The organism is Caldifarcimen microaerophilum (genome assembly GCF_055387105.1).
Map to the genome: position 1 here is coordinate 1 of NZ_AP038914.1, position 25,012 is coordinate 25,012.

General features: G+C 61.7%; 29 protein-coding genes. 2 read left to right on the forward strand and 27 right to left on the reverse strand.

The features are described from left to right. Window positions 1–1,224: a DnaA/Hda family protein gene (locus AC6HU3_RS00005; RefSeq protein WP_497473758.1), complete on the forward strand. Its 1,224-nt coding sequence runs from the start codon at window positions 1–3 to the stop codon at window positions 1,222–1,224. After that, window positions 1,214–1,462, forward strand: a complete 249-nt coding sequence (locus AC6HU3_RS00010) for a hypothetical protein (RefSeq protein WP_497473759.1) — start codon at window positions 1,214–1,216, stop codon at window positions 1,460–1,462. The genes AC6HU3_RS00005 and AC6HU3_RS00010 overlap by 11 nt, the downstream gene beginning before the upstream one ends. On the opposite strand, the gene AC6HU3_RS00015 is transcribed toward AC6HU3_RS00010, so the two are convergent. The 27 genes from AC6HU3_RS00015 to AC6HU3_RS00145 form a co-directional block, all read right to left on the reverse strand. Further along, window positions 1,459–2,346: a glycosyltransferase family 2 protein gene (locus AC6HU3_RS00015; RefSeq protein ID WP_497473760.1), complete on the reverse strand. Its 888-nt coding sequence runs from the start codon at window positions 2,344–2,346 to the stop codon at window positions 1,459–1,461. The two genes, AC6HU3_RS00010 and AC6HU3_RS00015, sit on opposite strands and share 4 nt — an antisense overlap. After that, window positions 2,343–3,293, reverse strand: coding sequence for an NAD-dependent epimerase/dehydratase family protein (locus AC6HU3_RS00020; RefSeq protein WP_497473761.1), 951 nt, complete (start codon window positions 3,291–3,293; stop codon window positions 2,343–2,345). The genes AC6HU3_RS00015 and AC6HU3_RS00020 overlap by 4 nt, the downstream gene beginning before the upstream one ends. After that, entirely contained in the window at window positions 3,290–4,519 is a 1,230-nt protein-coding gene (locus AC6HU3_RS00025; protein ID WP_497473762.1) for a dTDP-glucose 4,6-dehydratase, read from the reverse strand. The genes AC6HU3_RS00020 and AC6HU3_RS00025 overlap by 4 nt, the downstream gene beginning before the upstream one ends. Continuing rightward, entirely contained in the window at window positions 4,516–5,325 is an 810-nt protein-coding gene (gene folP, locus AC6HU3_RS00030; RefSeq protein ID WP_497473763.1) for a dihydropteroate synthase, read from the reverse strand. The genes AC6HU3_RS00025 and folP overlap by 4 nt, the downstream gene beginning before the upstream one ends. Next, window positions 5,325–6,359 (reverse strand): hypothetical protein, encoded by a 1,035-nt coding sequence (locus AC6HU3_RS00035; protein ID WP_497473764.1) that lies wholly within the window; start codon window positions 6,357–6,359, stop codon window positions 5,325–5,327. The genes folP and AC6HU3_RS00035 overlap by 1 nt, the downstream gene beginning before the upstream one ends. A gap of 1 nt (window position 6,360) precedes the next feature. Then, window positions 6,361–7,614 carry an adenylosuccinate synthase gene (locus AC6HU3_RS00040; protein ID WP_497473765.1) on the reverse strand — a complete coding sequence of 418 codons (1,254 nt, stop codon included), beginning with the start codon at window positions 7,612–7,614 and terminating at the stop codon, window positions 6,361–6,363. Between the two features lie 2 nt (window positions 7,615–7,616). Next, complete coding sequence (gene ruvB, locus AC6HU3_RS00045; protein WP_497473766.1) at window positions 7,617–8,624, reverse strand: Holliday junction branch migration DNA helicase RuvB; 1,008 nt, start codon at window positions 8,622–8,624, stop codon at window positions 7,617–7,619. Further along, window positions 8,621–9,169 (reverse strand): Holliday junction branch migration protein RuvA, encoded by a 549-nt coding sequence (gene ruvA / locus AC6HU3_RS00050; RefSeq protein ID WP_497473767.1) that lies wholly within the window; start codon window positions 9,167–9,169, stop codon window positions 8,621–8,623. The genes ruvB and ruvA overlap by 4 nt, the downstream gene beginning before the upstream one ends. Further along, a complete protein-coding gene (locus AC6HU3_RS00055) occupies window positions 9,166–9,636 on the reverse strand; it encodes a crossover junction endodeoxyribonuclease RuvC (protein WP_497473768.1) in 471 nt (156 codons plus the stop codon). Before AC6HU3_RS00055 ends, ruvA begins: the two co-directional genes overlap by 4 nt. Then, window positions 9,636–10,391, reverse strand: coding sequence for a YebC/PmpR family DNA-binding transcriptional regulator (locus AC6HU3_RS00060; RefSeq protein ID WP_497473769.1), 756 nt, complete (start codon window positions 10,389–10,391; stop codon window positions 9,636–9,638). The genes AC6HU3_RS00055 and AC6HU3_RS00060 overlap by 1 nt, the downstream gene beginning before the upstream one ends. 81 nt (window positions 10,392–10,472) lie before the next feature. Next, window positions 10,473–11,408 (reverse strand): calcium/sodium antiporter, encoded by a 936-nt coding sequence (locus AC6HU3_RS00065; RefSeq protein WP_497473770.1) that lies wholly within the window; start codon window positions 11,406–11,408, stop codon window positions 10,473–10,475. Window positions 11,409–11,639: 231 nt separating this feature from the next. Further along, a complete protein-coding gene (locus AC6HU3_RS00070; protein WP_497473771.1) occupies window positions 11,640–12,023 on the reverse strand; it encodes a hypothetical protein in 384 nt (127 codons plus the stop codon). 3 nt (window positions 12,024–12,026) lie between these two features. Continuing rightward, entirely contained in the window at window positions 12,027–12,206 is a 180-nt protein-coding gene (locus tag AC6HU3_RS00075) for a hypothetical protein (RefSeq protein WP_497473772.1), read from the reverse strand. 149 nt (window positions 12,207–12,355) lie between these two features. Continuing rightward, window positions 12,356–12,826, reverse strand: coding sequence for a V4R domain-containing protein (locus tag AC6HU3_RS00080; RefSeq protein WP_497473773.1), 471 nt, complete (start codon window positions 12,824–12,826; stop codon window positions 12,356–12,358). Between the two features lie 11 nt (window positions 12,827–12,837). Then, complete coding sequence (locus tag AC6HU3_RS00085; protein ID WP_497473774.1) at window positions 12,838–13,221, reverse strand: roadblock/LC7 domain-containing protein; 384 nt, start codon at window positions 13,219–13,221, stop codon at window positions 12,838–12,840. Between the two features lie 166 nt (window positions 13,222–13,387). Beyond that, window positions 13,388–14,785: a SpoIID/LytB domain-containing protein gene (locus AC6HU3_RS00090; protein ID WP_497473775.1), complete on the reverse strand. Its 1,398-nt coding sequence runs from the start codon at window positions 14,783–14,785 to the stop codon at window positions 13,388–13,390. Then, window positions 14,782–15,636 (reverse strand): YihY/virulence factor BrkB family protein, encoded by an 855-nt coding sequence (locus tag AC6HU3_RS00095; RefSeq protein ID WP_497473776.1) that lies wholly within the window; start codon window positions 15,634–15,636, stop codon window positions 14,782–14,784. The genes AC6HU3_RS00090 and AC6HU3_RS00095 overlap by 4 nt, the downstream gene beginning before the upstream one ends. A gap of 3 nt (window positions 15,637–15,639) precedes the next feature. After that, entirely contained in the window at window positions 15,640–16,944 is a 1,305-nt protein-coding gene (locus AC6HU3_RS00100) for a hypothetical protein (RefSeq protein WP_497473777.1), read from the reverse strand. Next, window positions 16,941–18,425 carry an NAD(P)H-hydrate dehydratase gene (locus AC6HU3_RS00105; protein WP_497473778.1) on the reverse strand — a complete coding sequence of 495 codons (1,485 nt, stop codon included), beginning with the start codon at window positions 18,423–18,425 and terminating at the stop codon, window positions 16,941–16,943. The genes AC6HU3_RS00100 and AC6HU3_RS00105 overlap by 4 nt, the downstream gene beginning before the upstream one ends. Next, window positions 18,422–19,381, reverse strand: a complete 960-nt coding sequence (locus tag AC6HU3_RS00110; RefSeq protein ID WP_497473779.1) for a bifunctional UDP-sugar hydrolase/5'-nucleotidase — start codon at window positions 19,379–19,381, stop codon at window positions 18,422–18,424. Before AC6HU3_RS00110 ends, AC6HU3_RS00105 begins: the two co-directional genes overlap by 4 nt. A gap of 3 nt (window positions 19,382–19,384) precedes the next feature. Next, complete coding sequence (locus tag AC6HU3_RS00115) at window positions 19,385–19,924, reverse strand: phospholipase D-like domain-containing protein (protein WP_497473780.1); 540 nt, start codon at window positions 19,922–19,924, stop codon at window positions 19,385–19,387. Window positions 19,925–19,942: 18 nt separating this feature from the next. Then, a complete protein-coding gene (locus AC6HU3_RS00120) occupies window positions 19,943–20,878 on the reverse strand; it encodes an aldo/keto reductase (protein ID WP_497473781.1) in 936 nt (311 codons plus the stop codon). Next, on the reverse strand, window positions 20,878–21,987 hold the full coding sequence (gene gcvT, locus AC6HU3_RS00125) for a glycine cleavage system aminomethyltransferase GcvT (protein WP_497473782.1): 1,110 nt from the start codon (window positions 21,985–21,987) through the stop codon (window positions 20,878–20,880). Before gcvT ends, AC6HU3_RS00120 begins: the two co-directional genes overlap by 1 nt. Before the next feature lie 6 nt (window positions 21,988–21,993). After that, on the reverse strand, window positions 21,994–22,557 hold the full coding sequence (locus AC6HU3_RS00130; protein WP_497473783.1) for a YceD family protein: 564 nt from the start codon (window positions 22,555–22,557) through the stop codon (window positions 21,994–21,996). Next, the gene (locus AC6HU3_RS00135; protein WP_497473784.1) at window positions 22,554–23,492 is read right to left on the reverse strand and encodes a dipeptidase; all 939 of its coding nucleotides are present in this window, start codon (window positions 23,490–23,492) and stop codon (window positions 22,554–22,556) included. The genes AC6HU3_RS00130 and AC6HU3_RS00135 overlap by 4 nt, the downstream gene beginning before the upstream one ends. A 46-nt stretch (window positions 23,493–23,538) precedes the next feature. Further along, on the reverse strand, window positions 23,539–24,192 hold the full coding sequence (locus AC6HU3_RS00140; RefSeq protein ID WP_497473785.1) for a hypothetical protein: 654 nt from the start codon (window positions 24,190–24,192) through the stop codon (window positions 23,539–23,541). Continuing rightward, complete coding sequence (locus tag AC6HU3_RS00145; protein ID WP_497473786.1) at window positions 24,189–24,992, reverse strand: hypothetical protein; 804 nt, start codon at window positions 24,990–24,992, stop codon at window positions 24,189–24,191. The genes AC6HU3_RS00140 and AC6HU3_RS00145 overlap by 4 nt, the downstream gene beginning before the upstream one ends. Window positions 24,993–25,012 lie beyond the last annotated feature (20 nt).

Below are 25,012 nucleotides of genomic sequence, written 5' to 3' on the forward strand. Positions count from 1 at the left end.
ATGTCTGCCCTTTCGGAGTCCCGTCTTCTTGATCTTGTCTGGGAACAAATTCGCTCGCGCCTTGGCCGGGGTGGCGAGCGGAGGGATCTCAAACTGCTGGAGGTGAGGGGGAAAGAAGCCGTGGTGCGGGGACGGCCCACCACGGAACTGGAGCGATGGCTTCTCTCTGCCCTCCAGGAATTTTTCCCCGCCGTGGAACGTGTGGTCTTTCAGGAACCGGAAGCTCCACCGTCGCCCGAAAGCCCCCTGGACCGCATCGCCCGCACACCTCACAACCGGTTTGCCGTGGAACTCATGGCCCATCTTCTGCCCCGCAAAGGCAAGCCCCTCTATAACCCTCTGGTGTTCTGGGGTCCTCCCGGCGCCGGAAAGTCCACGGTGATTCTGGCCTATGCCCACGCCCTCCGGAATCAGGGGGTCCCCGTTCTCTACTGGACCGCCGATCGGTTCATGAAAGACGCGGTGGAAGCTCTTCGGGAAAAGCGCCTGCGCGCGTGGCATGCGGAAATCACCCGTCACACGGTGATCATCCTGGAAAACCTCCAGGAACTCTCGACCCGGGGGGGCTTTTTCCAGTCGGAGGTTCTCACCCTGTTCGAGGAAACCCGGGTGCACAGCCAGTGGATCCTTTCCCTGGACCAGCACCCCCGCCATCTCCGCAAGCTCCGGGATGACCTCCGTTCTCGTCTTCTCGGTGGGCTTTCCGTCCACCTCCCTGCGCCGGATCTGGAAAGCCGGCGGGCGTTTGTACAATTTCTTCTCGAGAAACGGGGCCGGGCGCTCCCTTCGGAACTGGTGGACCTCCTGGTCTCCCGTGCCCCCGGAGATCTGCGGGTTCTGGAAGGCTGGATCAATCAGGTGCTGGCCTATGAAGAGCTCCAGGGACGCCTCCCGGACTGGCACACCCTGGAACGGGATGTGCTCCTGGAGGAACCCTCCATTGCCCACACCGTGATCGCCGTGGTGAGCGAGACTCTGTCCGTTTCGGTGGACGGCATCCTGGGGCGGAGCCGCCGCCGGAACGTGGCCCTTGCCCGCCGGATTGCCATGTTTCTGCTCCACGAAGACTTCCACATGTCCCTGCGGGAGATCGGTGAGGTGTTCGGTCGCCACCACACCACCGTCCTTTCCAATCTCCGGACCCTGGACAGGGAACGCCGCAGGGATTCCCGTGTGGACGGGCTGATTCAGCGTATCCGGAGTGCCCTTGAGAGTGAGACCTGAGGAAATCCGGGAGCGCGTCCGCGAACTGTATGTCCGGGCGGAAGAAGGTTATGAATCCCGGCTTCGCCCCGTTGTCCCCGGGTCCCCTCCCTTCTGGCTGTTTTCCCTTTTTCTGGCGGTGGGACTGGTGGGGGTGATGTGGGGCACGATGTTTGCCCTTCTGGGGGGCTGGCATGCCCTCACCCGGATGGTCAACTTCCTTTCCGAGGCCACCCGGGTGTATGAACCCACGCCCTAAAACCCGAACCGATCCACCACCACAAAATTCTGATACTCCAGAAATCGCCGACCGGTCAGGCGTTCGGTGAGATCGGCAACCGCCTTCTGGAGCCGCCGGCGCAGGGAAGGCGGGCGAAGGGTGGGGCGAAAAGTCCAGGTGCACCGGGCGAGGTAGTCCTCCATCACGGCGGGATGAGGACCCCTGTACCGGCGAAGCCCTTCCGTCTCCCCATACACCGCTTCCGCCGGAACGTCCTCTGGGGGTTCGGCGATCTCGGACCGCTTGCCCCGAACGTATTCGGATTGATAGATTTTCCGGAGCATCCTCCGCGGCGGGAGCATCCACCCGTAGTGGTGGATCCAGGCGTTGAGGAGCACCACCCGGAGTTTCCGTCCCTGCCGGCGAAAGCCCTGGGCATCCCCCCATGCGTGGATGTCAGGGAGATTGCGCACAATCCGGACCTCCCGGGCATACCAGCCGTATCCGTGGTGGAAATATTCGGGGCTCCCATAAAAGTGCCGGTATTGAAGGGCCATGCCCTCCACCCGGGAATCTTCCTCATAGCGCTCCAGGGCCTCCCGGATCAGGGGGATATCCCATTCGGGGATGACCTCGTCCGCCTGGAGATACACGCACCAGCGCCCCCGGCAGGCCCTGAGGGCCAGATCGGTGTAGTGGGCATAATAGCGGGGACCGGTGAAGGGAACGGGATCGGCCGGGAGGATCCGGATTTTCGGATCGTTGAGGGATCGCAGAATGTCTTCCGTTCGGTCTTCGGAAGGGGCGAGCACCACCACCAGTTCGTCCACCAGGGGAAGAAGACTCAAAAGGCTTTCCCGCAGGGGATAGCCCGCCCGCTCGGCGTTGGCGACAAAGGTGAATCCACTCACCCGGGGGGTCATGCGGGGAGAAAAGCGAGAAGGGTTTTCTGGAGGCCCTCCCGCAGAGACGTTCGGGGGGCCCACCCCAGGACCTCCTGCGCCCGGCGGGGGGAAAGAAGGCTTTTCTTGAGATCTCCCGGCCGGGCGGGGCCCTTCCGGGGTTGTTCCGCTCCTTCGGGAAGGGATACCCCCGCTTCCCGCAGAAGGTCCACCAGAAGCCGGTACAGTTCCCCCGTCGTGGTGGGCCTGCCCGTGGCGATGTTGAGGATCTCCCCGTCTCCACGGTGCAGGGCGAGGAGATTGGCCTCCACCACGTCCCCCACGAACACGTAATCCCGGATCATGCCGTCCGGGGTTTCCGGATAGGCGTACATCACCGGAATCTCGCCGGCAAGCAGTTTTTCCAGAAAGATGGCCACCACGCCGGCCTCTCCGTGGGGAACCTGCCGGGGTCCATACACGTTGGCATACCGCAGCACGGTGAAGGCAAGGCCGTGGGTCTGGCCGAACCAGCGGATGTACAGCTCGCCCGTGAGTTTTGAAAGGGCATAGGGGGAGAGGGGAGAAGGAGGACGGCTTTCCTCCGCAGGCTCATCCACCTCGCCATAAATGGCACCGCCCGTGGAGGCAAAGATGATCTTCCGAACCCCGGCCCGCACGGCGGCCTGGAGGAGCCGGAGGGTTCCGAGCACATTGACGCGGGCATCTTCGTGGGGGTCCTCCACCGAAAGGGGCACCGAGATCTGCGCCGCATGGTGATTGATCACCTCCGGCCGCTCCCGGAGAATGAGCTCGTCCACCGCCGGATCCGTGATGTCCATCTTGAAGAACCGGGCATCGGGATGGACGTTCTGTGCCTTTCCGCTTGTGAGGTTGTCCACCACCAGGACCTCATGCCCGGCCGCCACATACGCATCCACCACGTGGGAGCCGATAAATCCTGCACCACCCGTGACCAGGATCTTCATGACAGACGCTCGCTGTACCAGGCGTCAAAATATTGCCGGAACTGAGGATCGTGGTCCACAATCCGCTCCCACCAGGCCGGATGGGTTCGATACCATTCCACCGTGAGTGAGAGGCCCTCGTCCAGGGAAATCCGGGGCGACCAGTCCAGGTCCTTCCGGGCCTTGCTGGAGTCCAGCCAGTAACGCCGGTCGTGCACTGGACGATCCTTCACAAACCGGATGAGGGACTCCTCTTTCCCCAGAAGTTGAAGGATTTTCTTCACCATTTCGATGTTGGGGGTGGGGCGTTCGGCACCCAGGTTATACACTTCGCCCGGTTTTCCTTTCTCCATCGCCCGCACGAGCCCTTCCACCGCGTCCTGAACGAAAAGCCAGGATCGCTCCTGCCGACCGTCCCCATACACGGGAAGGGGGGCGTCCCGCAGGGCACGGATGATCATGAGGGGAATGAACTTTTCCGGGTGCTGGCGAGGGCCAAAGATGTTGGTGGGTCGAACCACCACCCCCGAAAGGCCCATCCGGGCAAAGAACGCGTGGGCAAAGCGATCTGCGGCAAGTTTGGAGAGGGCATAGGGGTTGGTGGCGTCCAGGGGTGCGTTCTCGGATGCGGGGGAAAAGGTTTCACCATACACCTCGTCCGTGCTCATGTGGAGGATCTTCCCCGCATACTTCAGACGGTGGGCTTCCTGGAGCAGGGAGACCGTGCCATGGATATCGGAAAACAGGAAACTCTCCACGTCCAGAAACGACCGGTCCACATGGGTTTCCGCCGCCAGGTGGAACACACCATCCGAAGCCGACAGGAGGGCCGGCCACACCGAAGGGTTGGCCACATCGGCAACGACCAGGACAAACCGGTGATCCTGCCCGAACCGATCTTTGAGAAACATCCCGAGATCTTCCGAGGTGGGGACGGGCTGGACGGACCAGGCGGAGGGGATTTTCACCGCAAGATCCCGGGCTTCTTTGGCCTCCATGGCAAACTCGGCGAGGCGGTGTCCATCCTCCTCGGCATAGTGGGCATAGAGGGCGTGCCGGCGGGGAAGACTCCCGAACAGGGGCACATAGACCTTCCGTTCCGATTCGGGGACGAAATCCAGATTTTCCACCGATCCCGCATAGGTGAGCCAGTCCACGCCGATCACACGGTGTCCGAGAGAGAGGAGATGCTCCACCAGATGGGATCCGATGAACCCGGCCGCGCCGGTGACGATGTAGGTTTTCATGAGACCTGCTCCTGGATGGCTTGGAGAACGGTAAAGAACTTTTTGTGGGCGCCCACATCGTGGACCCGGAACACCCGTACACCTTTGAGAAGACACCAGGCGGCCGCAGCAAGGGTGCCCTCCAGGCGTTCATCCGGCGTGTCTCCCGCTCCCAGCATCCCGATGAAAGACTTGCGAGACACGCCGATCAAAACCGGCGCCAGTTCCCGAAAGCGGTCCACATGGTGAAGGAGGGCAAGGTTGTGCTCCAGACGCTTGCCAAACCCGATGCCCGGGTCCACCAGCACGCGGTCCACGCCGTGCTCCCGGGCAAACCGGACCCGTTCAGAAAGAAAGGTGTGCACTTCCTGGACCACGTCCCGGTATTGCGGGTTCTGCTGCATGGTTCGCGGGGTTCCTTTCATGTGCATGAGCACCACAGGGACCTGGTAGGTCCGGGCCACCTCCACCATCCGGGGGTCAAACCGGAGGGCGGACACATCGTTGATCCAGTTTGCGCCCTGCTTGAGGGCCTCTTCCGCCACCGTGGCTTTGGTGGTGTCCACCGAAATGGGGATATCAAAGCGGGTGCGGATGGCCTCCACCACGGGAATCACCCGCTCCAGTTCTTCCTCAAGGGAAACCGGTTCGGCACCGGGGCGGGTGGATTCCCCACCCACGTCCACGATATCCACCCCCTCTCGCACCATCTCCTCCACCCGGCGAAGGGCCGCATCCAGGCGATTGTACCGTCTGCCATCGAAAAAGGAATCCGGGGTGACGTTGAGGATTCCCATGATCACCGGGCGAGGGGGAAGGGGCCACATCAGAGCTCACCCGCAAAGGCCCAGACCTGGAAAAGGCGTTCAGGAGGAATGGATTGCTCCAGCCGCTCCAGGGACAGGGGCTCACCGCTGTGGAAGGCCTGGATCTCCCGATCGTGCAACACCACAATCCCCTGCCTCAAATCCTCTCCGGGAAGAACGTAGAAAAGGTCTCCCGGGACCTGGGCTTCCCGGAGGGCCCGGAGCCACCACAGAAGGCTCCCACCGGGGAGAATCCCCTGAATCAGGGGGATGCCGGTGAAATACACCCCGATCCCGGTGAGCAGACGTTCTTCCAGATCATAAAAACGCCATTCCATGGGATCCACGGTGGAAAGCAGGTGCACGTAATGGAGGGCTGCCCGACCTTCTCGCAGTTCGTCCACGCCGTTTTTCCAGAACACCGATCCCACCACGGTCCCCCCCAGAAAGATCCCCCAGAGTTTCCCCTTGGTTGAGCGTCCCAGAAGGAGGCCCGAGGCTTTCGCGCGGTAGATCTCCCGGAAGATTTCCTTGGCCAGGGACCACTGTTCGGCCTTGCGCACCCAGCGTTCCTGGAGGGGGAGCTGGGCGAGAAGGGCATCAAAGAGCTCAAATCGGTTGGCCTCCACCACCGTTCGAACCCGGACCATCTCCAGCAGCTCAATCCCCCGCTCCATGGAGGACTCGGGGGGTGTTTCGGGGGCCTCGGCAGGCGCCGCCTGTTCCGCCGGCCTGCGCTCCAGCACGGCATACACCTCTTCATCCTTTTCGAGGCCTCCGAAATCCTCCGAGGTGAGGGCTTCCAGTTCCGGGACCTCTTCCAGGGATACTTCTTCGTTCAGCTCTTTTTCGGCATACTCCCCCGCACCCCACAAAAACAGTTTGGAGAGTTCTTTTCGTCCCCCGCCCCAGGTGCTGTCCACCGAGAGAATCCGCCCCTCTTTGATCTTGACGATTACCACCCCCGACCGCTCCGGTCCCCAGAACACGAGCTGGACCGTCTTCTTTTTCGAGAGGGCGTTGTACAGCACATCCACAAAGGATCCACGTCTCATCTCACCGCCCCGTGCGTTCAATCAGGGCATCCCTGGCCTGGCCGACCGAAACCCATCGCACCGGGACACCCAGCGCTTCTTCCAGTTGTAAAACATAGGGGGCGCGGTCCGCTCCGTCAAGATCCTCCGGAACCGGCCACATCCCATACTCCACCTCCACATCCTCCAGGTCAATCATCCCCAGAGGCGGCCATTCATACCGTTTTTCACCGATCCGCCAGGCCACACCCACCGGGACTTCACCCAGACCCGCCAGGACATCCAGCTTGGTGAGGGCAATATCCGTGACACCGTTCAGGCGGACCATGTAGCGCAAGAAGGGAAGATCCAGCCAGCCGCAGCGTCGGGGACGTCCCGTGGTGGAACCGTATTCTCCCCCCCGATCCCGCAACCATTCGGCTCGTTCATCCCTGATCTCGGTGGGGAAAGGTCCTTTTCCGACGCGGGTGGTGTAGGCTTTCATCACACCGATTACCCGGGTGAGGGCATGGGGTGCCACGCCGAGTCCCACTGTGGCACCTCCGGCGATGGTGTGGGAAGAGGTCACGAAGGGATAGGTTCCGAAGGCGAGGTCCAGGCCCGCACCCTGCGCCCCTTCCAGAAGGATCTGGCCCCCCTGTTCGTGATCCTTCTGGGTGAGGTAGGCTACGTCGGCCACAAAGGGGGCCACCCAGTCCCGAAAAGCCAGAAGTTCCTCCATCACCCGATCCCGGGGAAGGGGTGGTTTCCCATACCGTGCCGCAAGGATCGCCTCGTTCCATTCAAAAAACCGCTGAAGCATGCGGTCCCGGCGTTCCGGCCGCTCAAAAAGAACCCGGAGGGGGATGCCCCTCCGGGCACTACGATCCCGGTAGGTTGGGCCAATCCCGCGGCGCGTCGTCCCCACCCCCTTCCCCTTCTCTTCCTCAAAGTGGTCTTCCCAGCGGTGGTGGGGGAGGACGAGATGGGCCCGGGCATCCACAAACAGGCGGTCCCGCAAAGGGATCCCCTTCTCTTCCACGGTGGCGACTTCCTCCCGGAGAACGCCCGGATCCACCACCACCCCCGGACCGATCCCGCACCGGACATTCGGACGCAGAATCCCGGAGGGGAGCAGGTGGAAGATGTGTTTTTCACCGTTCACCAGAACGGTGTGGCCCGCATTGGCCCCCCCCTGAAACCGCACCACCCAGTCAAACGAGGGGGTAATGGCGTCCACGATTTTGCCTTTTCCTTCATCTCCCCACTGGAGTCCGATGATGACCGTGTAGGGCATGGCTATCCTCCAAAAAGGTCTGGCGTTGTGGAAAGCCCGAGATACCGAAGTCCCCGGGCGGTGATTTTCCGTCCCCGTGGGGTGCGAACCAGAAAACCGATCCGGAGCAGAAAGGGCTCCACCACCTCTTCCAGGGTCTGGGGATCCTCCCCCAGGGTGGCGGACAGGGCCCGAATGCCGGCGGGACCTCCCCCAAATTGTTCCACCAGCGTTTTCAGAAATCGCTGGTCCAGGGCGTCCAGGCCCCGGGGGTCCACACCCATGCGGTCCAGGGCATAGCGGGCAAGGTCATCCGTGATCACGCCATCCCCTTCCACCAGCGCAAAATCGTGGGTGCGACGCAACAGACGGTTGGCGATTCGAGGCGTTCCCCGGGACCGTCGGGCGATTTCCAGCGCACCTTCGGGGGTGATCTCCACACCGAGGATCCGGGCGGAGCGCACCACGATGTCCCGGATTTCCTCGTCCACGTAATACTCCAGGTGTTCCAGGATCCCGAACCGGGAGCGCAGGGCACCCGTGAGCATACCCGGACGGGTTGTGGCACCCACCAGGGTGAAGGGCTGGAGGTGGAGGCGGATGGCACGGGCGTGGGGACCGCGGTCCAGCATCACGTCCAGGACAAAGTCTTCCATTGCACTGTAAAGGTATTCTTCCACCACACGGGGCAACCGGTGGATCTCGTCAATAAAGAGCACGTCCCTTTCCTTGAGGCGCGTGAGAATGCCGGCAAGGTCGGCAGGGCGCTCAAGGACCGGTCCCGACGTGGCCACGATGTCCACGCCGAGTTCCTGAGCGATCAGATGGGCCAGGGTGGTCTTCCCCAGCCCCGGAGGTCCCGAGAGCAGCACGTGATCCAGGGCTTTCCCCTGCTTTCGGGCGGCCTCCACATACACCCGAAGGTTGGACACCACCCCCTTCTGTCCGACAAATTCCTCAAAGCGCCGGGGCCGGAGGGTGGTTTCGAGTTCTTTTTCTTCCGGGAGGGGAAAGGGAGAGTGCCAGCTCATGGGGGGCTCCTGAGTTCGAGGGCCCGACGAAGGAGGGCCTCTTCATCGGCTTCGGGATGCTCCCGGAGAGCTGTCTGAAGGGCTTCCCGGGCTTCCCGGGGGGAGAGTCCCAGGGCGATGAGGGCCTCCAGCACGCTGGATGGAACCTGCGCCGGAAGGGTCAGATCCTCTTTGAGCTCTGCAAGGATTCGAAGCGCCCGCTTTTTCCCCACCCCCGGAATCCGGGAGAAAAACCGTGTGTCTCCGCTCTCCACGGCCTGACGGAGTTCTTCCAGAGTGGACCCGGCAAGGATGCGCAGGGCCGTCTGGGGTCCAATCCCCGGGATCTTGAGAAGACGAAGAAAAAGGTCTCGCTCCGGAAGGCTCTGAAAACCATAAAGGGCGGGCACATCCCCCATCACAAGGTGGGTCCAGAAGGAAACGCGGGATCCGGCCGGTGGGAGATTCCGGGGAACCGTCCACACACGAAACACCACCGGACCCACCTTCAGGAGGACCCAGAGATGCCCCCGTTCGACCACCTCCCCTTCCAGGCGTTCGATCACCGGAGCATCCCCGTTTGCACGGCGAAACCGGCGGCCAGGGCCAGGGCATCGGTGAGATCCCGGGGCCAGGATGTGAGATCCGTATCCAGAAGATGACCGATCATCCGGGCAATCTGTTCTTTGGATGCCTGTCCATATCCGGTGAGCATGCGTTTGATACGGGTGGGAGACACTTCCTCCACGGGGATCCCTGCCCGGGCGAAGGCCACCAGAAGGGCTCCCCGGACAGCCCCCATCCCCAGCGCGGTTCGGGGATTTCGATGAAGGATCACCCCCTCCATCACCACCTGATCCGGGCGCTCTCGCGTCAGAATGGCTTCACACATGTTCACAATGGAAAGGAGCCGTTCAGCCAGCGGATCCCGGGAGGATGTCCGGGCAAGCCACCCCTCCACCCGCCGATGGTCAAGATCCAGCAGGGCAAATCCTGTGGAGCGAAGGGCAGGATCCACCCCCAGGATGCGCATCAGGACGATTCCGCAAGGGCCTGGAGGGTTTCCTCGGAGATATCGAAATTGGCAAACACCCGCTGCACGTCGTCATGCTCCTCAAGGGCTTCCATCAGTTTGATCACCTTTTCGGCGTCCTTCCCCTCCACCCGCACGGTGCTCTGGGGAAGTTTGGTGAGTTCGGCATGGGTGTAGGGGATCCCCGCCTGCTCCAGCGCCTCCACCACCGGGCGGTAGGCCTCCGGAGATGTGAGGATCTCATAGGTTTCTTCCTGCGCCCGGAGGTCGTCCGCGCCCGCCTCGATGGCGATCTCCATTAGGGTGTCTTCGTCCACCGCCTGGCGGTCCACATAGATCACGCCCCGCTCTTCAAACTGCCAGGCCACGCTTCCAGGGGTGGACAGGTTCCCTCCGTGTTTGCTGAAAAGATGCCGGATTTCGTTGGCCGTCCGGTTGCGGTTGTCGGTGAGGGCCAGGACAAGAAAGGCCACTCCACCGGGGCCATACCCTTCATACACGATCTCTTCGTACTGCACCCCCTCGGCTCCCCCGGTGGCCCGTTTGATGGCCCGTTCGATGTTATCCATGGGCATGTTGTGGGCCTTGGCCCGTTCAATCGCCAGGCGAAGGCGAGGGTTGAGGTCCGGATCCGGTCCCCCCTGCCGGGCAGCCACCATGATTTCGCGGGTCAGTTTGCTGAACACCTTCCCCCGCTTCGCGTCCACCTTGGCCTTTTTATGCTTGATCTGCGCCCATTTGGAATGTCCAGCCATCCCATCACCTCCTTTCAGGGGATAGTATAGCCTTTCCAGCGGGTAGCGTCAACCGCAAGAGGGACAAAAGTCGGGGTAAATTCAGCGAAACAGAAAGGTGATGTAGGTCGCATACAGGATCAGCATCACGAGCCCATGCCACCGGCGGATGAGGCGGGTTCGGGCCACCCCAAAGAGAAACACGCTGAAGGCCAGCATTGTGAGAAAATCGGGGAGCATGGACGACTCCACCGGCACAGGGTGAAGAAGCACGGCCACGCCCAGAACCGACGCGATGTTGAAGATGTTGGATCCCACCACATTGCCCAGGGCAATATCCGCCTCTTTTTTGAAGGCGGCAACCAGCGTGCTGGCAAGTTCGGGAAGGCTGGTCCCCACCGAAACAAGGGTGAGACCAATAACCCGTTCGGAAACCCCCAGCGCCCGGGCCAGTCCCACACCCCCCTCCACCAGGGCATGGGACCCCCCCACCAGAAAGGCCACGCCCAGAAAGACCTGAAGTCCCGCCAGCGAAGCCCGTCCGCTCCAGCCAAACTCCTCCTCAAACTCCTCCAGCACCCTTGGATCCTTCTCTCTCATGAGGAGCCCCAGATACCCCATCCCCACCACAAAGAGCAGGAGTCCCTCGGGTCGTGTGAGATGATGACCGGTGAGGGCCACCCCCACCATCAGGATGGACAGGAGGATCATGAAGGGAATCTCCCGGAGAAAGGCACGGGCCTCCGGATGGATGGGGGAAACCAGGGCGGTGGTGCCCAGGATCAACCCGATGTTGGCGATGTTGGATCCCACCACGTTCCCCACCCCGAGGGCGGGGACCCCCCGGAAAAAGGAGAGGAGGGTGGCCGCAAGCTCCGGCATGGAGGTGGCGGCGGAGACCACGGTCATCCCGATCACCCAGGTGGAAACCCCCAGACTCCGGGCGAGGATCACCGCGCCCCGAACGAGAAATTCGCCCCCTCCATAGAGGAGGGCGATCCCGAGGACCACCAGGGAAAGGTCCGCAAGGAGGGACATATCTTAAGTATAGCCGGAACGACCAGACCCTTCAAATCGCCGCACCCGGATGACCGTTATGTCTCCTATAAGGAAAAGTCCTGATGAAGTTGCCCTTCCCTTCAGAGGTATGTCCAGCGGATCGCTGAGTCGAGTGCACATGACAAGGGGGCGAATCTTCCTTCCGCCTTTGGTTCTTCCCGAGTTTCCCCCCGCAGGGTTTCCACAGAGAAACTCCGCGGGGTCCCTTACCTAATGTGTTTTTCTTAAAATGTTGGTCTTTTCCCGGGGCCCCGCGCGATTCCGAAGAGAATCGTGTGGGGTGTCTTTTCGAGGTCCCCAAGCAAAATCAGAGATTTCTTGCTTGGGGTGTGTTGATATACCCAAAAGTGTAAACGTTTTTTCCGGACAGCGCACCCTTGCAAAGACAAAGAAGAGACCCGGAAAAAATTTCCGAAGGCAGATGTTCAGAGATGCATGGTTCGTGCGAACCGGATGCGAAATACGTGGAAGCATTTCTGTGATGGCCACCACCACCCCTCCGATGGCCACGGGAAACTGGAAGAGATTGTGTTTCTCGAGTTCTTCCGGCGTCATGGGGGCATCGCTTGCCCCGAAGTCCACCGTGCGGTTCACGATCTACCGAACCCCTCCGCCGGAGCCAATGGACTGATCATTGAGCCGGTTCCCCGTTTTTTTCTCATACTGATAGGCCCAGGACGAGAGCAGGGGATAGATGAAGGTGGAGCCTGCTCCCGTGAGGGTTGCCCCCAGGGTCAGGGCGGTGAGGGTCACAACCACCGCTGTGCGACGCATCACGGATGTCCCCCTTTGCTGAACTGTGTTTAGGTTCGCATATAGGATACCGGGACCGGGCTAAAACCATGTGAAACCAGCGTTAAGAATACGTGAATGGCAAGCGCCCCGGGGACAACCCCCGGGGCGGTGGGCGAAACGGGGCCACGGCGTCAGGACATCCGCACCTCAAACGTGCAGGCGTCGTCTCCTCTGGCCCGGCAGGTCACCTCTTTGACCTGGACCTTCTTCCCCATGATGGCTTTCACAAAGCCCTGGATGGATGAAGCAATGGGATGACACGCGGGTTTCTTTGCAGAGGTGGCTTCAGAAAAGAGGGTGGAGGGTGCTTTCAGGGTGAACCCGGTCTCGTCCCGGAATGCCACGTCAAAACTTCCCCAGTGGCCCTCTCTGAGAAACGCCGCGACGATATCGGGAAGATCTGCGGGATCGGGATCACCATACAGGTTTTTGTATTCCTCGGCCACTCTGGCGGCTGAGCGCTCCACCGCAGACGAAATCAAACTGGTGAGCCCGATACCTGAAAGACGGAGGACCTGGGCATAGGCCTCCGCAAGGGCCGAGCGGGGAACCACCACCCCATGGTGTTTGAGAAATTCCCGCATCTTCTCATTCTGAAACATAATTCACCTCCTCAGAGTTCGGCAAGCAGAGGTGTGAGGGACTGCACGAGCCGCCGGATATAGCCCACGAGAATCCCCATACGCACCGTAGGTTCGGCAATCACCGTGAGGGTTTGACCGTGGGGGAAGATCACCATCACCGTCACCCCCTGGTCCGCTTCCAGGATCATCTGCGTGAGATTGCCCTGACGGGTTTCGCTGAGAGCGGAATTGACCATGGACGCAACGCCCCCAAACAGGGAAGCGATGAGAAATGGATCCGATTCTTTTTCCTCTTCGGGGGGATAGGTGGAAATGGGAAACCCTTCTTCCGAGATGAGGAAAATCTCCCTCACCTCGGGCACATCCCGTTTCAGTTTCCCAAGGTATTCGTCAATCCTTTCCGCCAGCGTCATGGGTAACCTCCTGTTCGGTTTCCAAGATGTTTGCAAAACCATTGCCAGTGAAAAGAGAGCACCGGGTTCAGAACTTCCCCATGGGGAGGCCACTTTATGCGACACATCAGGACGGGGGTTTCAGCCGTGAAACTTTTGCTGAAGCGAAATTCTCAAAAATGAAATATCACCAGATCCGGAAAGACGTCAGGCTAGGGTAATAATGCTCCAGGATGGTCCGGTGGTCGGCGCCCATGGCCGCCATCCCCCCTGCACCCACCTGACACATCCCCACGCCATGCCCGTATCCCCACCCCACAAGCCAGATCCCCTCGGGCTTTTCCCGAACCTGAAAGAGGGTGCTGGGAAGGGGTTTTCCCAGCATCCGCCGGACACGGGCCTGCCCTTCAAAGGTACGACTCCCTGCTGTTCCCTGAAAGAGGATGGCTTCCACCCGTCCGGAAGGGCTTCGCCGGAGGATCTGAACGGTCTGAAAACGACCCAGGCCAAACGCCCGTTCCAGCCAGGTCCGGGGAACAAAGGCATGCCAGCGCTCCCGTTTGCCAAACCAGGCGAGTTCCGGGACTTTCCGGGTGGCGTATTCGCAGGCCACCACCCCCTGATACAGATCCGGCCGCGCCCGGAGATAGGGCTTGCTCACACCGAACACAGCTTCCCCATTTGCAAGCATGCCGCCGCAGTTGGCATGATAAAACACCACCGCCACCGAATCCCCATCCAGAAGGACCTCTCCCCGGGTTTCACGCACGGCCCGGCGGATCACCCCCGGCGCCTCGCCCCCCCGATACGCCTGGTGACGCACGTCTCCGTACAGGTGGAAGGGTGCGAACAGGGGCCGGTCCAGGAGGGTGCGCAGGGCATAGGTTCGGGCCGCCACCGCCTGGGCTTTGAGCGCTTCCAGGGGAAACTGGGGTCCCATTTCGGCAAGGAGCACACCCTCCAGATACACCTCCATGGGCAGGGCGTTGATCACGTCCATGCCCGAGTTTCCAGGCCAGAGAACGAGTTTGCCGGAAAACTGCCCGAAAGAGGTGGACACCCCCCGTCGCCCGTCCCCACCCCAGGGCCAGATCTCCAGCGGCCCGCTCCAGAATCTCCGGTGGTCCCTCTCCCAGAACCCCACCGGGGGCCGGGGAATCCAGAGGGTGTCGGAGCATGTTGGATTCGGTGTGAAAGAAAAGCCGGTCCGGAAACGCCGGATCCCCTCCACCACCCGACCCACAAACAACCCCGTGGTGTCCACCCGGCCGCACACGCCTTTCGGGGGAAGTTCTACGGTGCGCAGAATCCGGATCCGGGTTCCCGGGAGGAGGGTGTCCACCCCCGTCGTGGTGATCAGAAGGGCCGTGTCCGTCAGAGTGAGGGCAGCACGCTGATCCACCCGGATACGAACCCACGGACCCAGGGCCGAAGCCCGCAGGGTTTCGGCGAAGGGGGGGAGGGGAAGGACCCGGAGGAGCCGAACCGGAGGTCTGCGGGGTGGGACCGGGGGAGCCGTGCGACAACCCGCAAGAACGCCCAGCATGGCAGGAAAGACGATAATGAGTGATCGTATCCGGTTCACGATTCCGGATCCTGAACGCCGACTTTCTCGGGGTGGCCGAGGACTTCCAGAAGGGCGCTGTTGACTTCCGCGCCGATGAGCAGAAGAAGGCTTGCGAGATAGGCCCACATGAGTCCCACAATCATTCCGGACAGGGCGCCATACACCGCCCGGTATACGGCGATCTGGCTCACATAAAAGGCGTAGAGACGAGTTCCCACGAGCCAGGAAAGGGCGAAGAACACCGTTCCCGGAAGATGGTATTTGAGGGCAATGCGCCGTGGTGGGGCCAGATAGAAGAGAATCATGGCGGCCCCCCCCACCAGGAGAAAACCCACGAGATAGGGAAAGATCTTGACAAGGGGAATCCGGACCAGATCCGGGAGAACCTGGACCACGAGAGGATAGAACAGGAAGACCAGAAGGGTGAGCGTTCCCCAGGCTATGAGGAGGAGGAAGACGAGGAGAGCCATGAGGCGGGTGAACCAGAAGGGGCGGTGATAGGGAAGTTCATAGGCCCGGTAAATGGCGTGCATCAGGGATGATAGGGCCATGGACGCCGCCCACAAAAGCCCCACCGCGCCCAGACCGATGCCGGTGGAGACGCTTCCCCGCCGAAAGAGCACGTCCTCCAGTGCCCGCTGGAGCATTTCCACCGGGGCTTCCGGCATGAGGGTGGACAGGAACGGCAGGACGGCCCGGAACAGGGCTTCCCGCCCAAAAAGATGAAGAACGGCAAACACCAGAAGCAGGGCGGGGAAAACGGAGAACACGGTGAAAAACGCCACGGCTGCCGCCCGGTCCATCACGTCATGACGCCCCATCTGGAGGAGAACCAGGCGCACCCAGGCAACAAACTGGTCCCGGCGCATGGGCTATCTCAGAAACAGCCAGAGACCGCGGGGTGTTGTTGCAATCAGCGTATCTCCATTGGCTTTCAGATCCACCACGTCCTGGAGGTTGGTCGGTGTGTAGATCGGGACCGGTCCTTCGGGACGAAACGCCACAAGCTGGGTTCCGTCATAACCCACAGGATCGCTTCCCGTGAGGGTGATCCGTTCCACGGGATGACGGGACAGAACATGAAGACGTCCTTCTTCACTCCACAGAACCGCACCCAAAGGAGAGGCCGCGATCACCGTATCGTTTTGCGCGTCCAGATCCAGCACGTCGCCGGAGAGAACACCCGCCGTATCCGGAAGCCGCTCCCATGCGGTGTCTCGAAGAACAAAGAGTCCGGCCGAAGAAGCCACCCACAGCGTTCCGTTCCATGCAAGGTCCCGTACCCTCACCGAGAGGATCAAGCCCTTTCCGACTTCCCAGACCCCATCCGGCCCTCCCACCCAGAGGGCCTGACCCCCGCAGGCCATCCGTTCAAAGGGCCCGCCGCTCAGGGGGAACTGCTGGGGAAACCCTCCCTTCCACAGGAGAAGGGTGAAGGGCGTGAGAAACCGGTCGGGTGGACAGGCCGCAACCACCCGTTCTCCCGGAATGATCCACCGCCAGCGCTGTTCGTTCGTGAGAAGAGCAACGCCCCCTTCCCCATACACGCCGGGGGAAGGCCGGAGAAAGGCCCCGGCAAGGGGATGGACGGATGGGACAGGGAATCCAAATGCCTTTCGCATGCCTGTCTGGAGATCCACCATCACCACACCGGAATCTTCCACCACCCATGCACGATCCCGCCGGGGTTCATAGAATGAAATCCGGGTGTGCACCGGATCCAGGAGGGTCCGGCCCGGATGGGATTCGGGAACCTGGCCCCAGAGGCCGCTCCAGGCCAGGTTCCGCGGGCGGGGTTCGTGGCGGGGAAAGCCGGCCACATCCAGGGTGATCACCCGGTCGCTCAGGGTGGCAAAAAACACCCGCTGGCCGTCCGTGGCCAGAGAGTGCCCTTCCCCCACGTGAACCAGGCGAAAACTCTGGAGACTCTGAAGATCGCTCCGGTACAGATCGCCTTCCGCGTCCACCCAGAAGAGATTCAGACGGTTCGGGGCCAGCACGGCCATCACGGGAGGGGTTGGCGTGGGCACCCCGGTCTGAATGTTTCCCGACGTGTCCATCACAAGGATCCCGCCCTGAACGGCCAGAACCACCCGGTCATCCATCGCGAAGACGTTCTGGATCTCTCCGGCGGGGAGAAACATCCGGAAGGTCCAGGCCAGGAGGATCAGCGTCATCGGTCCATCTCCCTGAGCGCCGAAGCCACCGAATCCGCGATTTCCCGCGCGGTGAGTCCCATTTCACCCCACGTTTCCCGGGCGAGATCCCCTGCACGACCGTGGATCCACACGCCACTCCACGCAGCCGTAAGAACGTCCATCCCCTGCCCCACCAGGGCCCCGATCACACCGGCCAGCACATCACCGCTTCCGCCTGTGGCCATCCCCGGATTTCCCGTTGGATTCCAGAAGACTTTTCCTCTCCCCGCTGTCAGTGTGGGTGCACCTTTCAACACCAGCAGCGAGGAGGCTTCCTCGGCCCACTGTTCGGCGATCTCCATGCGTTTCCGGTCAATGTCCACGGCCGAAAGCCCTTCAAGAAGATAGGCCATTTCTCCAGTATGGGGAGTGAGGATCAGGTTCTCCCGCCTCCGGAGAATCTCCTCTCCTCGCAGAAGCACCAGCGCGTCGGCATCCAGGAGAACAGGGTCTGAAAACGCCCGGAGGAGTTCAAGCACCACCTCCCGGAGATGGGGTTCTCGCCCCAGCCCCGGTCCCGTGATCACGACATCGGGCCTGTAAGAAAGCGCTTTTTCCACGGCATTCCTGTCCAGGGTCTCGCCGGCTGAAGCGGAAAACACCACAGCGGGCGGAACCGCCCCGGCCACAACGGGATAGATGGCGTCCGGCACTCCCACAAACACAAGCCCCGCACCGGCCCGGAGGGCACCCCAGGCTGCGTGAATCACGGCACCGGCATAGTTCTTCCGTCCAGACAGGATGAGCACCCGTCCCACCTGGCCCTTGTGTTCCGGACCCCGACGACGGGGAAGCGCCGTCCTCACGTCAGAGGCTACCACCACCCGGTGAGGGGTGGAAGCCACGGCCTCCGGATCCAGACCGATGGGCACCACCACGAGCTCGCCCACGAACCGGCGACCGGGATAGAGGAGATGCCCGGGTTTGGCCTGCTGGAAGGTGACGGTGAGGTCTGCGCGAAAGGCCCGGGCGGCTTCGCCAGTCTCTCCATTCACCCCGGAGGGGATGTCCACCGCCACCCGGGGCAGGTCGTCCGGAATCCGGTCCAGGATCTCTGCGATGTCTTCAGGAAGTTCCCCCCGGAACCCCGTGCCAAACAGGCCATCCACCACCACCGCTTTCCGCGGGGTGTAGTCCGAAAGGGGCCGGATGTCACCGCCGGCCCGCTCATAGCGTAACCGCTGAAAGGAAGCATCGGGAGAAAGCTGGTCAGAGAGAAGATAGGCCCGCACCGAAAAGCCTGCTTCCAGGGCCAGCCGTCCCACCACCAGAGCGTCGCCCCCGTTGTTCCCCTTTCCCACGAGAAGATCCAGTGCCCGGTGGTGGGGGAACCGTTCCCGGAGAGCATAGAACACACCGCATCCTGCGGCTTCCATGAGAACAAGGGACGGAATTCCCCGTTCTTCCATAGTGATCCGGTCGGCTTCCCGGGCAAGACGAGGGGGAGCAAGGGGGATCATGGCTGAAGGGGTGCCTCCGGAATGGTTGTGCCTTCCGGAAAGGCAAAAAACTCCTCTTCGTCTTCCGGCTGCGGGAGGGGGGAACTCACCGCAGGCGTTCCCGGGTAATCTTCCCACAGGAGGGCCACGCTCTTATACCGGTAGTTCACCACGCCGCCCACGTTCCGGTCCACCCACAGCTCCAGCACGCCCGCCTGCGTTCCGCCGCTGTAGGGTCGAACGATCAGCGTGTGGCGGGGACCCTCCACCACGGGTTCCCTCAGGCCCGGCGGGTCCAGCGATCCCAGGATCACGTCAATTCCCGGGACTTCCCGGGCAAGACGGCGTTCGTGGGCGAATCCGGTGTTGGAAAGACAGATGACGAGTTTGGCCCCCTGCGCCTTGAGGCGCTGAACAGCTTCCCGGGCGGCCGGAATCTCCCGCTCCACCTTCCAGACGTCCATTTTTTCCCACAGGTTGTAGATCCGGTAATATTCGCTGGTGAGCCCGAAAATTCCGATGGGCACCCCGTCCACCACGATGAGGGTTTCCGCCTGGATAAAGGGGGGGCGGGCACCATCCGCCATGCGGAGATTGGCGGAAAGGAGAGGCGAAGGGATGCTCGCCCTCAGAAGGCGAAGGCGATCCGGTCCCAGGGCAAGATCCCGAAAACCCACGTTCAGGGCGGTGTAGGGGTGTTGTCTCAGAAAATTCACGGCATCCTGGATGCGCGAGCCCTCCCCGAAAAGGTCCCCCGCCGCAAAGTTGCCCGAATCCAGGAGAAGCAGGTGTCGGGCGCGTTTCCGGGTGTGGTTGATCAGATCGCCAAGCGCCCGGAGTCCCCCGATGGGGGGCGGGAATTCGGGGTTGAAAAACCAGGCCCGGGTCCCGTTGTATTCGCTGTAAAACTCCCCGGTGTGGATGAGGGTGAGATGGAGGGGCTCCAGGGCCAGCAAAACCGCAAGCAGGGCCGTCATGACTCACTCCTCAAGGGGTGGGAAGTCCTTGGTGGCGAAGCGCATGGCCTCTTCCATGTGGGCGAGAAAATACTCGGCAAGGGGCCGGGATTTGAGAAGCACGCTGGCTTCGTTGTTTCGCTCCAGCGCATAGTAGCTCCAGTTGGTGGACCCCACGATCACAAAGAGCGTGTCCACGATGATGAGCTTGTCGTGGCTTGTGACGTTGGGATCGTCATACCAGACGTCAATCCCCGCCCGCTGGAGGCTGTCTCCAAAGGCGCGGTTCTGCAGGCTGTTTCCGACATTCCAGCTGGAGGCATCCAGCAGAACACGGACCCGAACCCCCCGGTTGTGGGCGTTGATGAGGGCCTGGATGATTTTGCTGTTCGCGTCCTGCGGATAGTTGGGATAATAGCGACCGATATACATGAAGATGTCAATGGAGTGCTTCGCGTTGTTCAGGACTTCGAGAAGGGCGGGAACGTATTCCCGGTTGGGAATGGGCCAGGCGGCCTCCACGGGATAGCCCGGTGTCAGGGCAAGCCAGAGTGCCAGCAACATCGCTCTTCTCCTTGCATGTTATTCCACAAAATACGTGATTTCATACCGGGAAACTTCCTCCAGCCGCGCCCAGTCCTCCGGCGTGAGCTCAAAGTCCATGGCGGCGGCATTGTCCCGGGCCTGCTGGGGGTTTTTGGCGCCGGGAATGGCCACCACCCCGTCCTGCTGAATGAGCCAGCGGAGGGCAATTTGAGCAGGGGTGCGGTTGTATTTCTGGGCCATTTCCTTCAAAACGTCCACGATCCGGAAGATGTGATCCACGTTGGGGGAGCGAAAGAGGGGATGATCCGACCGGATGGGGTCCTGCGGAAGGTTCTCCCGGGTGTATTTCCCCGTAAGGAGTCCCTGGGCGATGGGGCTGTACGCGATGATGGTGATGCCGTGGCGCCTGCAGTAGGGGAGAACGTGTTTTTCGATGGAGCGATCGGCCAGGCTGTAGCGTACCTGATTGGACACGAGTTTGTCCCCCAGCGCCTGACGGAGGGGTTCGGTGAGCTCGGGGGGAAAGTTGGACACGCCCACATACCGGATTTTTCCGGACCGGAGGAGTTCTTCCAGGGCTTTCAGGGTTTCCTCAAGGGGCGCATAGGCGTTGGGCCAGTGGAGCTGGTAGAGATCAATCCAGTCCCGCCCCAGCCGGGAGAGGGAGCCTTCCGCTGCCTTCAGAACGTCCCGGTATCGCAGATGGGACCCGGCCACCTTGGTGGCGATGATCACCTCCCGGATGCGTTCCCCGAGGGCTTCCCGGATGATGCGCTCGGACTCCCCATCCCCATACACTTCCGCCGTGTCAATCCAGTTGACCCCGGCTTCAAGGGAGGCGTGGATGGCGGCGATGGCGTCCTCCCGGGTGAAGTCCGCGCCATATCCCCACCGCTCGGTTCCAAACTGCCAGGCGCCCAGACCGATCCGGGAGACCTCAAGATCCGGTGCAAGGGCCCATGTTCGACCCATTATGCACCTCCTTTTTTCGCCGAGGATTTCAGCGAACCGTGTTTATAGAAGGGCATGCGAACGATGGTCACATCAAAGGGTTTCCGCCCGGCAATGGTGAGGTGATCCCCCACCCGGGCGTGTTCCACCGGGACATAGCCCATCCCGATGCCCACGCCTAAGGAAGGCGAAAGGGTGCCGCTCGTGACCTTTCCGATTTCCGTCCCTTCTTTCAGGATGGCAAGTCCCTCCCGGGGAATGTCCCGCCGGGAGGCGGACTGAAAGCCCACACGCTTGCGAGCGATACCCGCTTCTTTCTGCTTGAGCAGGGCCTCTTTGCCGAGAAACCGCTCTTTGGAGAGCACCACCGTCCAGGAAAGACCGGCCTCCAGGGGGGTGGTGGTTTCGTCAATGTCGTGCCCCCACAGGGGATATCCCATCTCCAGCCGGAGGGTGTCCCGGGCACCCAGTCCGGCAGGGGACACATCCGGATGGGAGAGAAGGCGTTCAAAGACCTTCCGGATCACGTCGGGGACGGCATAGATCTCAAAGCCGTCTTCGCCGGTGTATCCGGTCCGGGAGACGAGGGCGTGCCCGCCTTCAAGGGAGGTTTCCACAAAGTGATAAAAGGCCACATCCGAGAGGTCCACGCCGAAGAGTTCCTTCATCACCGTTTCGCTTCGGGGACCCTGGAGGGCAAGCTGGGCCCAGTTCTCCGTGAGATCCCGGAGGTGGACGGAGAACCCCGGCGTGTGGCGATGGAGGTGATCCCAGTCCTTCATGGCATTGGCGGCGTTCACCACAAGAAGAAACCGGCTGTCGGCCAGGCGATAGAGCACGAGATCGTCCACAATCCCTCCGCTTTCGTTGAGGAACAGGCTGTACTGGGCACCGCCGGGGGAAAGCCGCCCGGGATCGTTGGAGGTGACAAACTGGAGAAAGGCCAGCGCATCCGGGCCGTCCACCAGGAACCGGCCCATGTGGGACACGTCAAACACGCCTGCACGGGTGCGAACCGCCTGGTGCTCCTCCAGAATGGACGTGTACACGAGAGGCATGGAATACCCGGCGAAGGGCACCATGCGGGCGCCATGGGCAACGTGCAGATCAAAAAGGGGTGTGCGCTTCATGATGGGTTATTCCTCCCTGTGCTGTTTCTGTGCGGCCTTCCAGAGATCCTGCAGGGCCGCAAGGCCTTTACGTACCGGTTCCTGAAGGGCTTCTTTTTCCTCTGCCTCGCGGTGCGGGCAGGTCTCCACGTTCCAGTTGGCTCCGCACACCGGACACAGCCCCGCGCAATCGTCCCGGCAGAGAGGGCGCATGGGGACTTCAAGGAGAAGGACCTCTCGGATGAGGGGGAGGGTGTCCATCTCTCCTTCGGTGGTGAAGATGGTGTAGATGTCTTCGTCCGAAAGGGTTTTCTCCCGGGAAAGGCGTTCGCTTCCCTGCCGGATGATGTAGGTGGCTTCGCCTTCCACGTCCTTTGAAAAGGTTTCCCCACACCGGCTGCAGACCATCTCCGCCCGGGTGCGGGCGGTGAGGCGGAGTTCAATCAGGGTGACCTGCTTGTGGGCCACCAGGTTCACCGAAACCCTTTCCCGAAATGCCGGATCTTCCTGCGGAAGATCCAGTTCGGCAGGCTCTGTCGTGAAGGCAAATTTGTTTTTCCCGGGTTTGAGTTCTTTGAACACCAGGATCATGGGCGTCCTCCCAGGGCATCCAGAAACCGGTGGACATACCGGACGCTGTTTTCCCAGAACAGCGCCCGGACCTCCTCAACCGTCATGCCCCCTTCCTGAAGGGCGTCCACGAGGACAGGGAGGTCGGTGTGGTTCTGGAGTTCGGGGGCCATGGAGGAGGGTCCCAGGCCGAAAAAGTCGGATCCCAGGGCGATGACGTTGGGGAACTTCCGGAAAAGGTCTGTGAACACGTCCACCAGGTCCTGAAGGGCCAGGCCTTCTTTCTCCAGGAAGAGGTCACCCACGCCCAGCCCCACCAGGCCCTGCCCAAAGTGTTCCATCTCCGCAAGGCTCAGATTCCGGGCGTCCTGAGGGGCGGAAAGCACACCGCCGTGGGAATAGAGCGGGGGGATCTCCGGGAAGGTCTTGGAGAAATCCTGCCGGGTTCGGGGGCTTGCGTGGGCCAGGTCCACGAACATCCCGAGGGACAGGGCTTCGTCCACCACCCGTTTCCCGAAGTCGGTGAGGCCATAATCCTTTCCGGTCTTGCAGGATGCGGCAAGAAGGGTGTCCACGTTCCAGGTGAGGCCCAGAAGGCGCACCCCCATCCGGTGGAGACTCCGGACGTGGTAGGGGTGGCTGATCATGTACCCCCCTTCCACCCCCAAGAGGATGCCCACCCGGTCGTCCGGGAGGCGCTCCACTTCCTCCAGGCGGGTGAGGAGGACCAGGTGAGGGTCCTGTTCGATCCAGGCGTGGTAGAGTTCCAGGGCCAGGGCGGTTTCGTTGAAGCGATCATCGGGAGGATGCCAGAATCCGCCTGCTTTCTGGAGGGGGAACACGGCGCCCACCATCACCCGGTATCCGGCCTGGAGGTAGCTTTCCCCGGTGGGGGGCTCCCCTTTCACAAGGGCGGACAGAACATCCTGGTGCCAGTCAAACACGGGAACGGGCATGGAGAAAGGATAAAGACTTGAAGGGGAAGCATCAACGCGAGGGGGGTCACACCAGATGGAGCCACTCGCTCAGGAGGAAGTAAATCCGTCCGATGAGGAGGGACACACGGGCCATGACCGTGTAGCCAAAGGAGGCGCCGAAAGCCACCATAATGAACACGATCCCCAGCCGGAGCGCCGTCTGCCCGACCCGCCCCCGAAACTGGAAGGAGAAATAGAAATACAGGATGGAAAATAGCACCCCCACCACCAGCACCCAGTTGGAAAGAAGGGTCTGGAAATCCGCGGCCCACAGGGGAACCAGCGTTGCTTTGAGCTGGGGAAAAATGAACCCCTGGACGGTGGCGACGATCCCGATCCCGACCCCGATCCCGGTGATGAAGGCGATGGGCCAGTGGGAAAGCCGCCGCCCTTCCGGCCAGATGGACGCCACCACCTCCAGTTTGGTGAGCATCAGGGTTCCGAGCAACAGGGCGAGCACGCTGACGGCTTTGAGGAAGGGATGGGGTGCCTGAAAGGCCGCACGGAGGGAGGGCCACACCGCCTGGTCCAGCGCCACCAGGATCCCAAATCCCGCCGAAACCCCCACAAAGAGGTGCTCCGCGAACCGGTAGAGCGGATTTTCACCAAAAAGGAAACTGAAAATGGCCAGGGTGAGAAAGGCCGCAAGCCACACCCCCAGAAGGTCCAGAGGGCTCATCGCGCCCACCTCCGTGCCATGAAATACCCGAGATTCCCGACGAAAATGAGAAGGAGGAGAAAGGCGTGGACGGCAGCCTGGCTGGTCATGCCCAGCGTCGCTGGTCCCACAAGGCCCACCAGGTGCTCATATTCGCTGGCCCCTTTGAGAGCGGGAATCAACCCCACCACCTGACCGGCGTTGTAATAGAGGTAATGCCCCGGGGAGAGCACGGCCGTGGACGCGAGGGCGAGAGGAAAGTGATAGCGGGACTGGCCATAGATCACCCAGAAGTCCCCCGCCGCCGTCGCCGCAAGGCTCACCACCAGTCCAAAATCTGAAAGGGTTTTCACGCCCTGGAGGGCGGGGAGGCTGTCCAGGGGGGTTCCGTTGATGTCGGCGTCAAACACGGAGCGAATGTCCTTTCCCATGTTGATGATCACCGCGGCCGCACCGGGGCGGTATCCGAGGAGCACGTAATCCGTGCCATACCGTTTCCCCATTTTCCGGGCGATTTTGTCCAGTCCCATCTGGGCCACGATGATGCCCTGATAGGTGGTGTGGGTCATCACCGCCACCCGGAGGTTTTTCCGGAAGGCCTGAGTGAGCAGGGCTTCCAGGGTGGGTTGCAGTTCGGGCATGGACGAGGGACCGTAGTCGGTGGAAAGGAGAATGGGGGTGCCGGGTGGGAGGCTTTCCACGAATTCATAGACTTTCCGGACCTCCGGGGTAACGTCCACGGGCAACGCTTTTTTGAGAAAGAAGGGCAGGGCCGCGGCCAGGAAAACCAGGGTATACAGCCACGGACGCGGGATGCTCATCAGGGCCTCACCCAACCGCC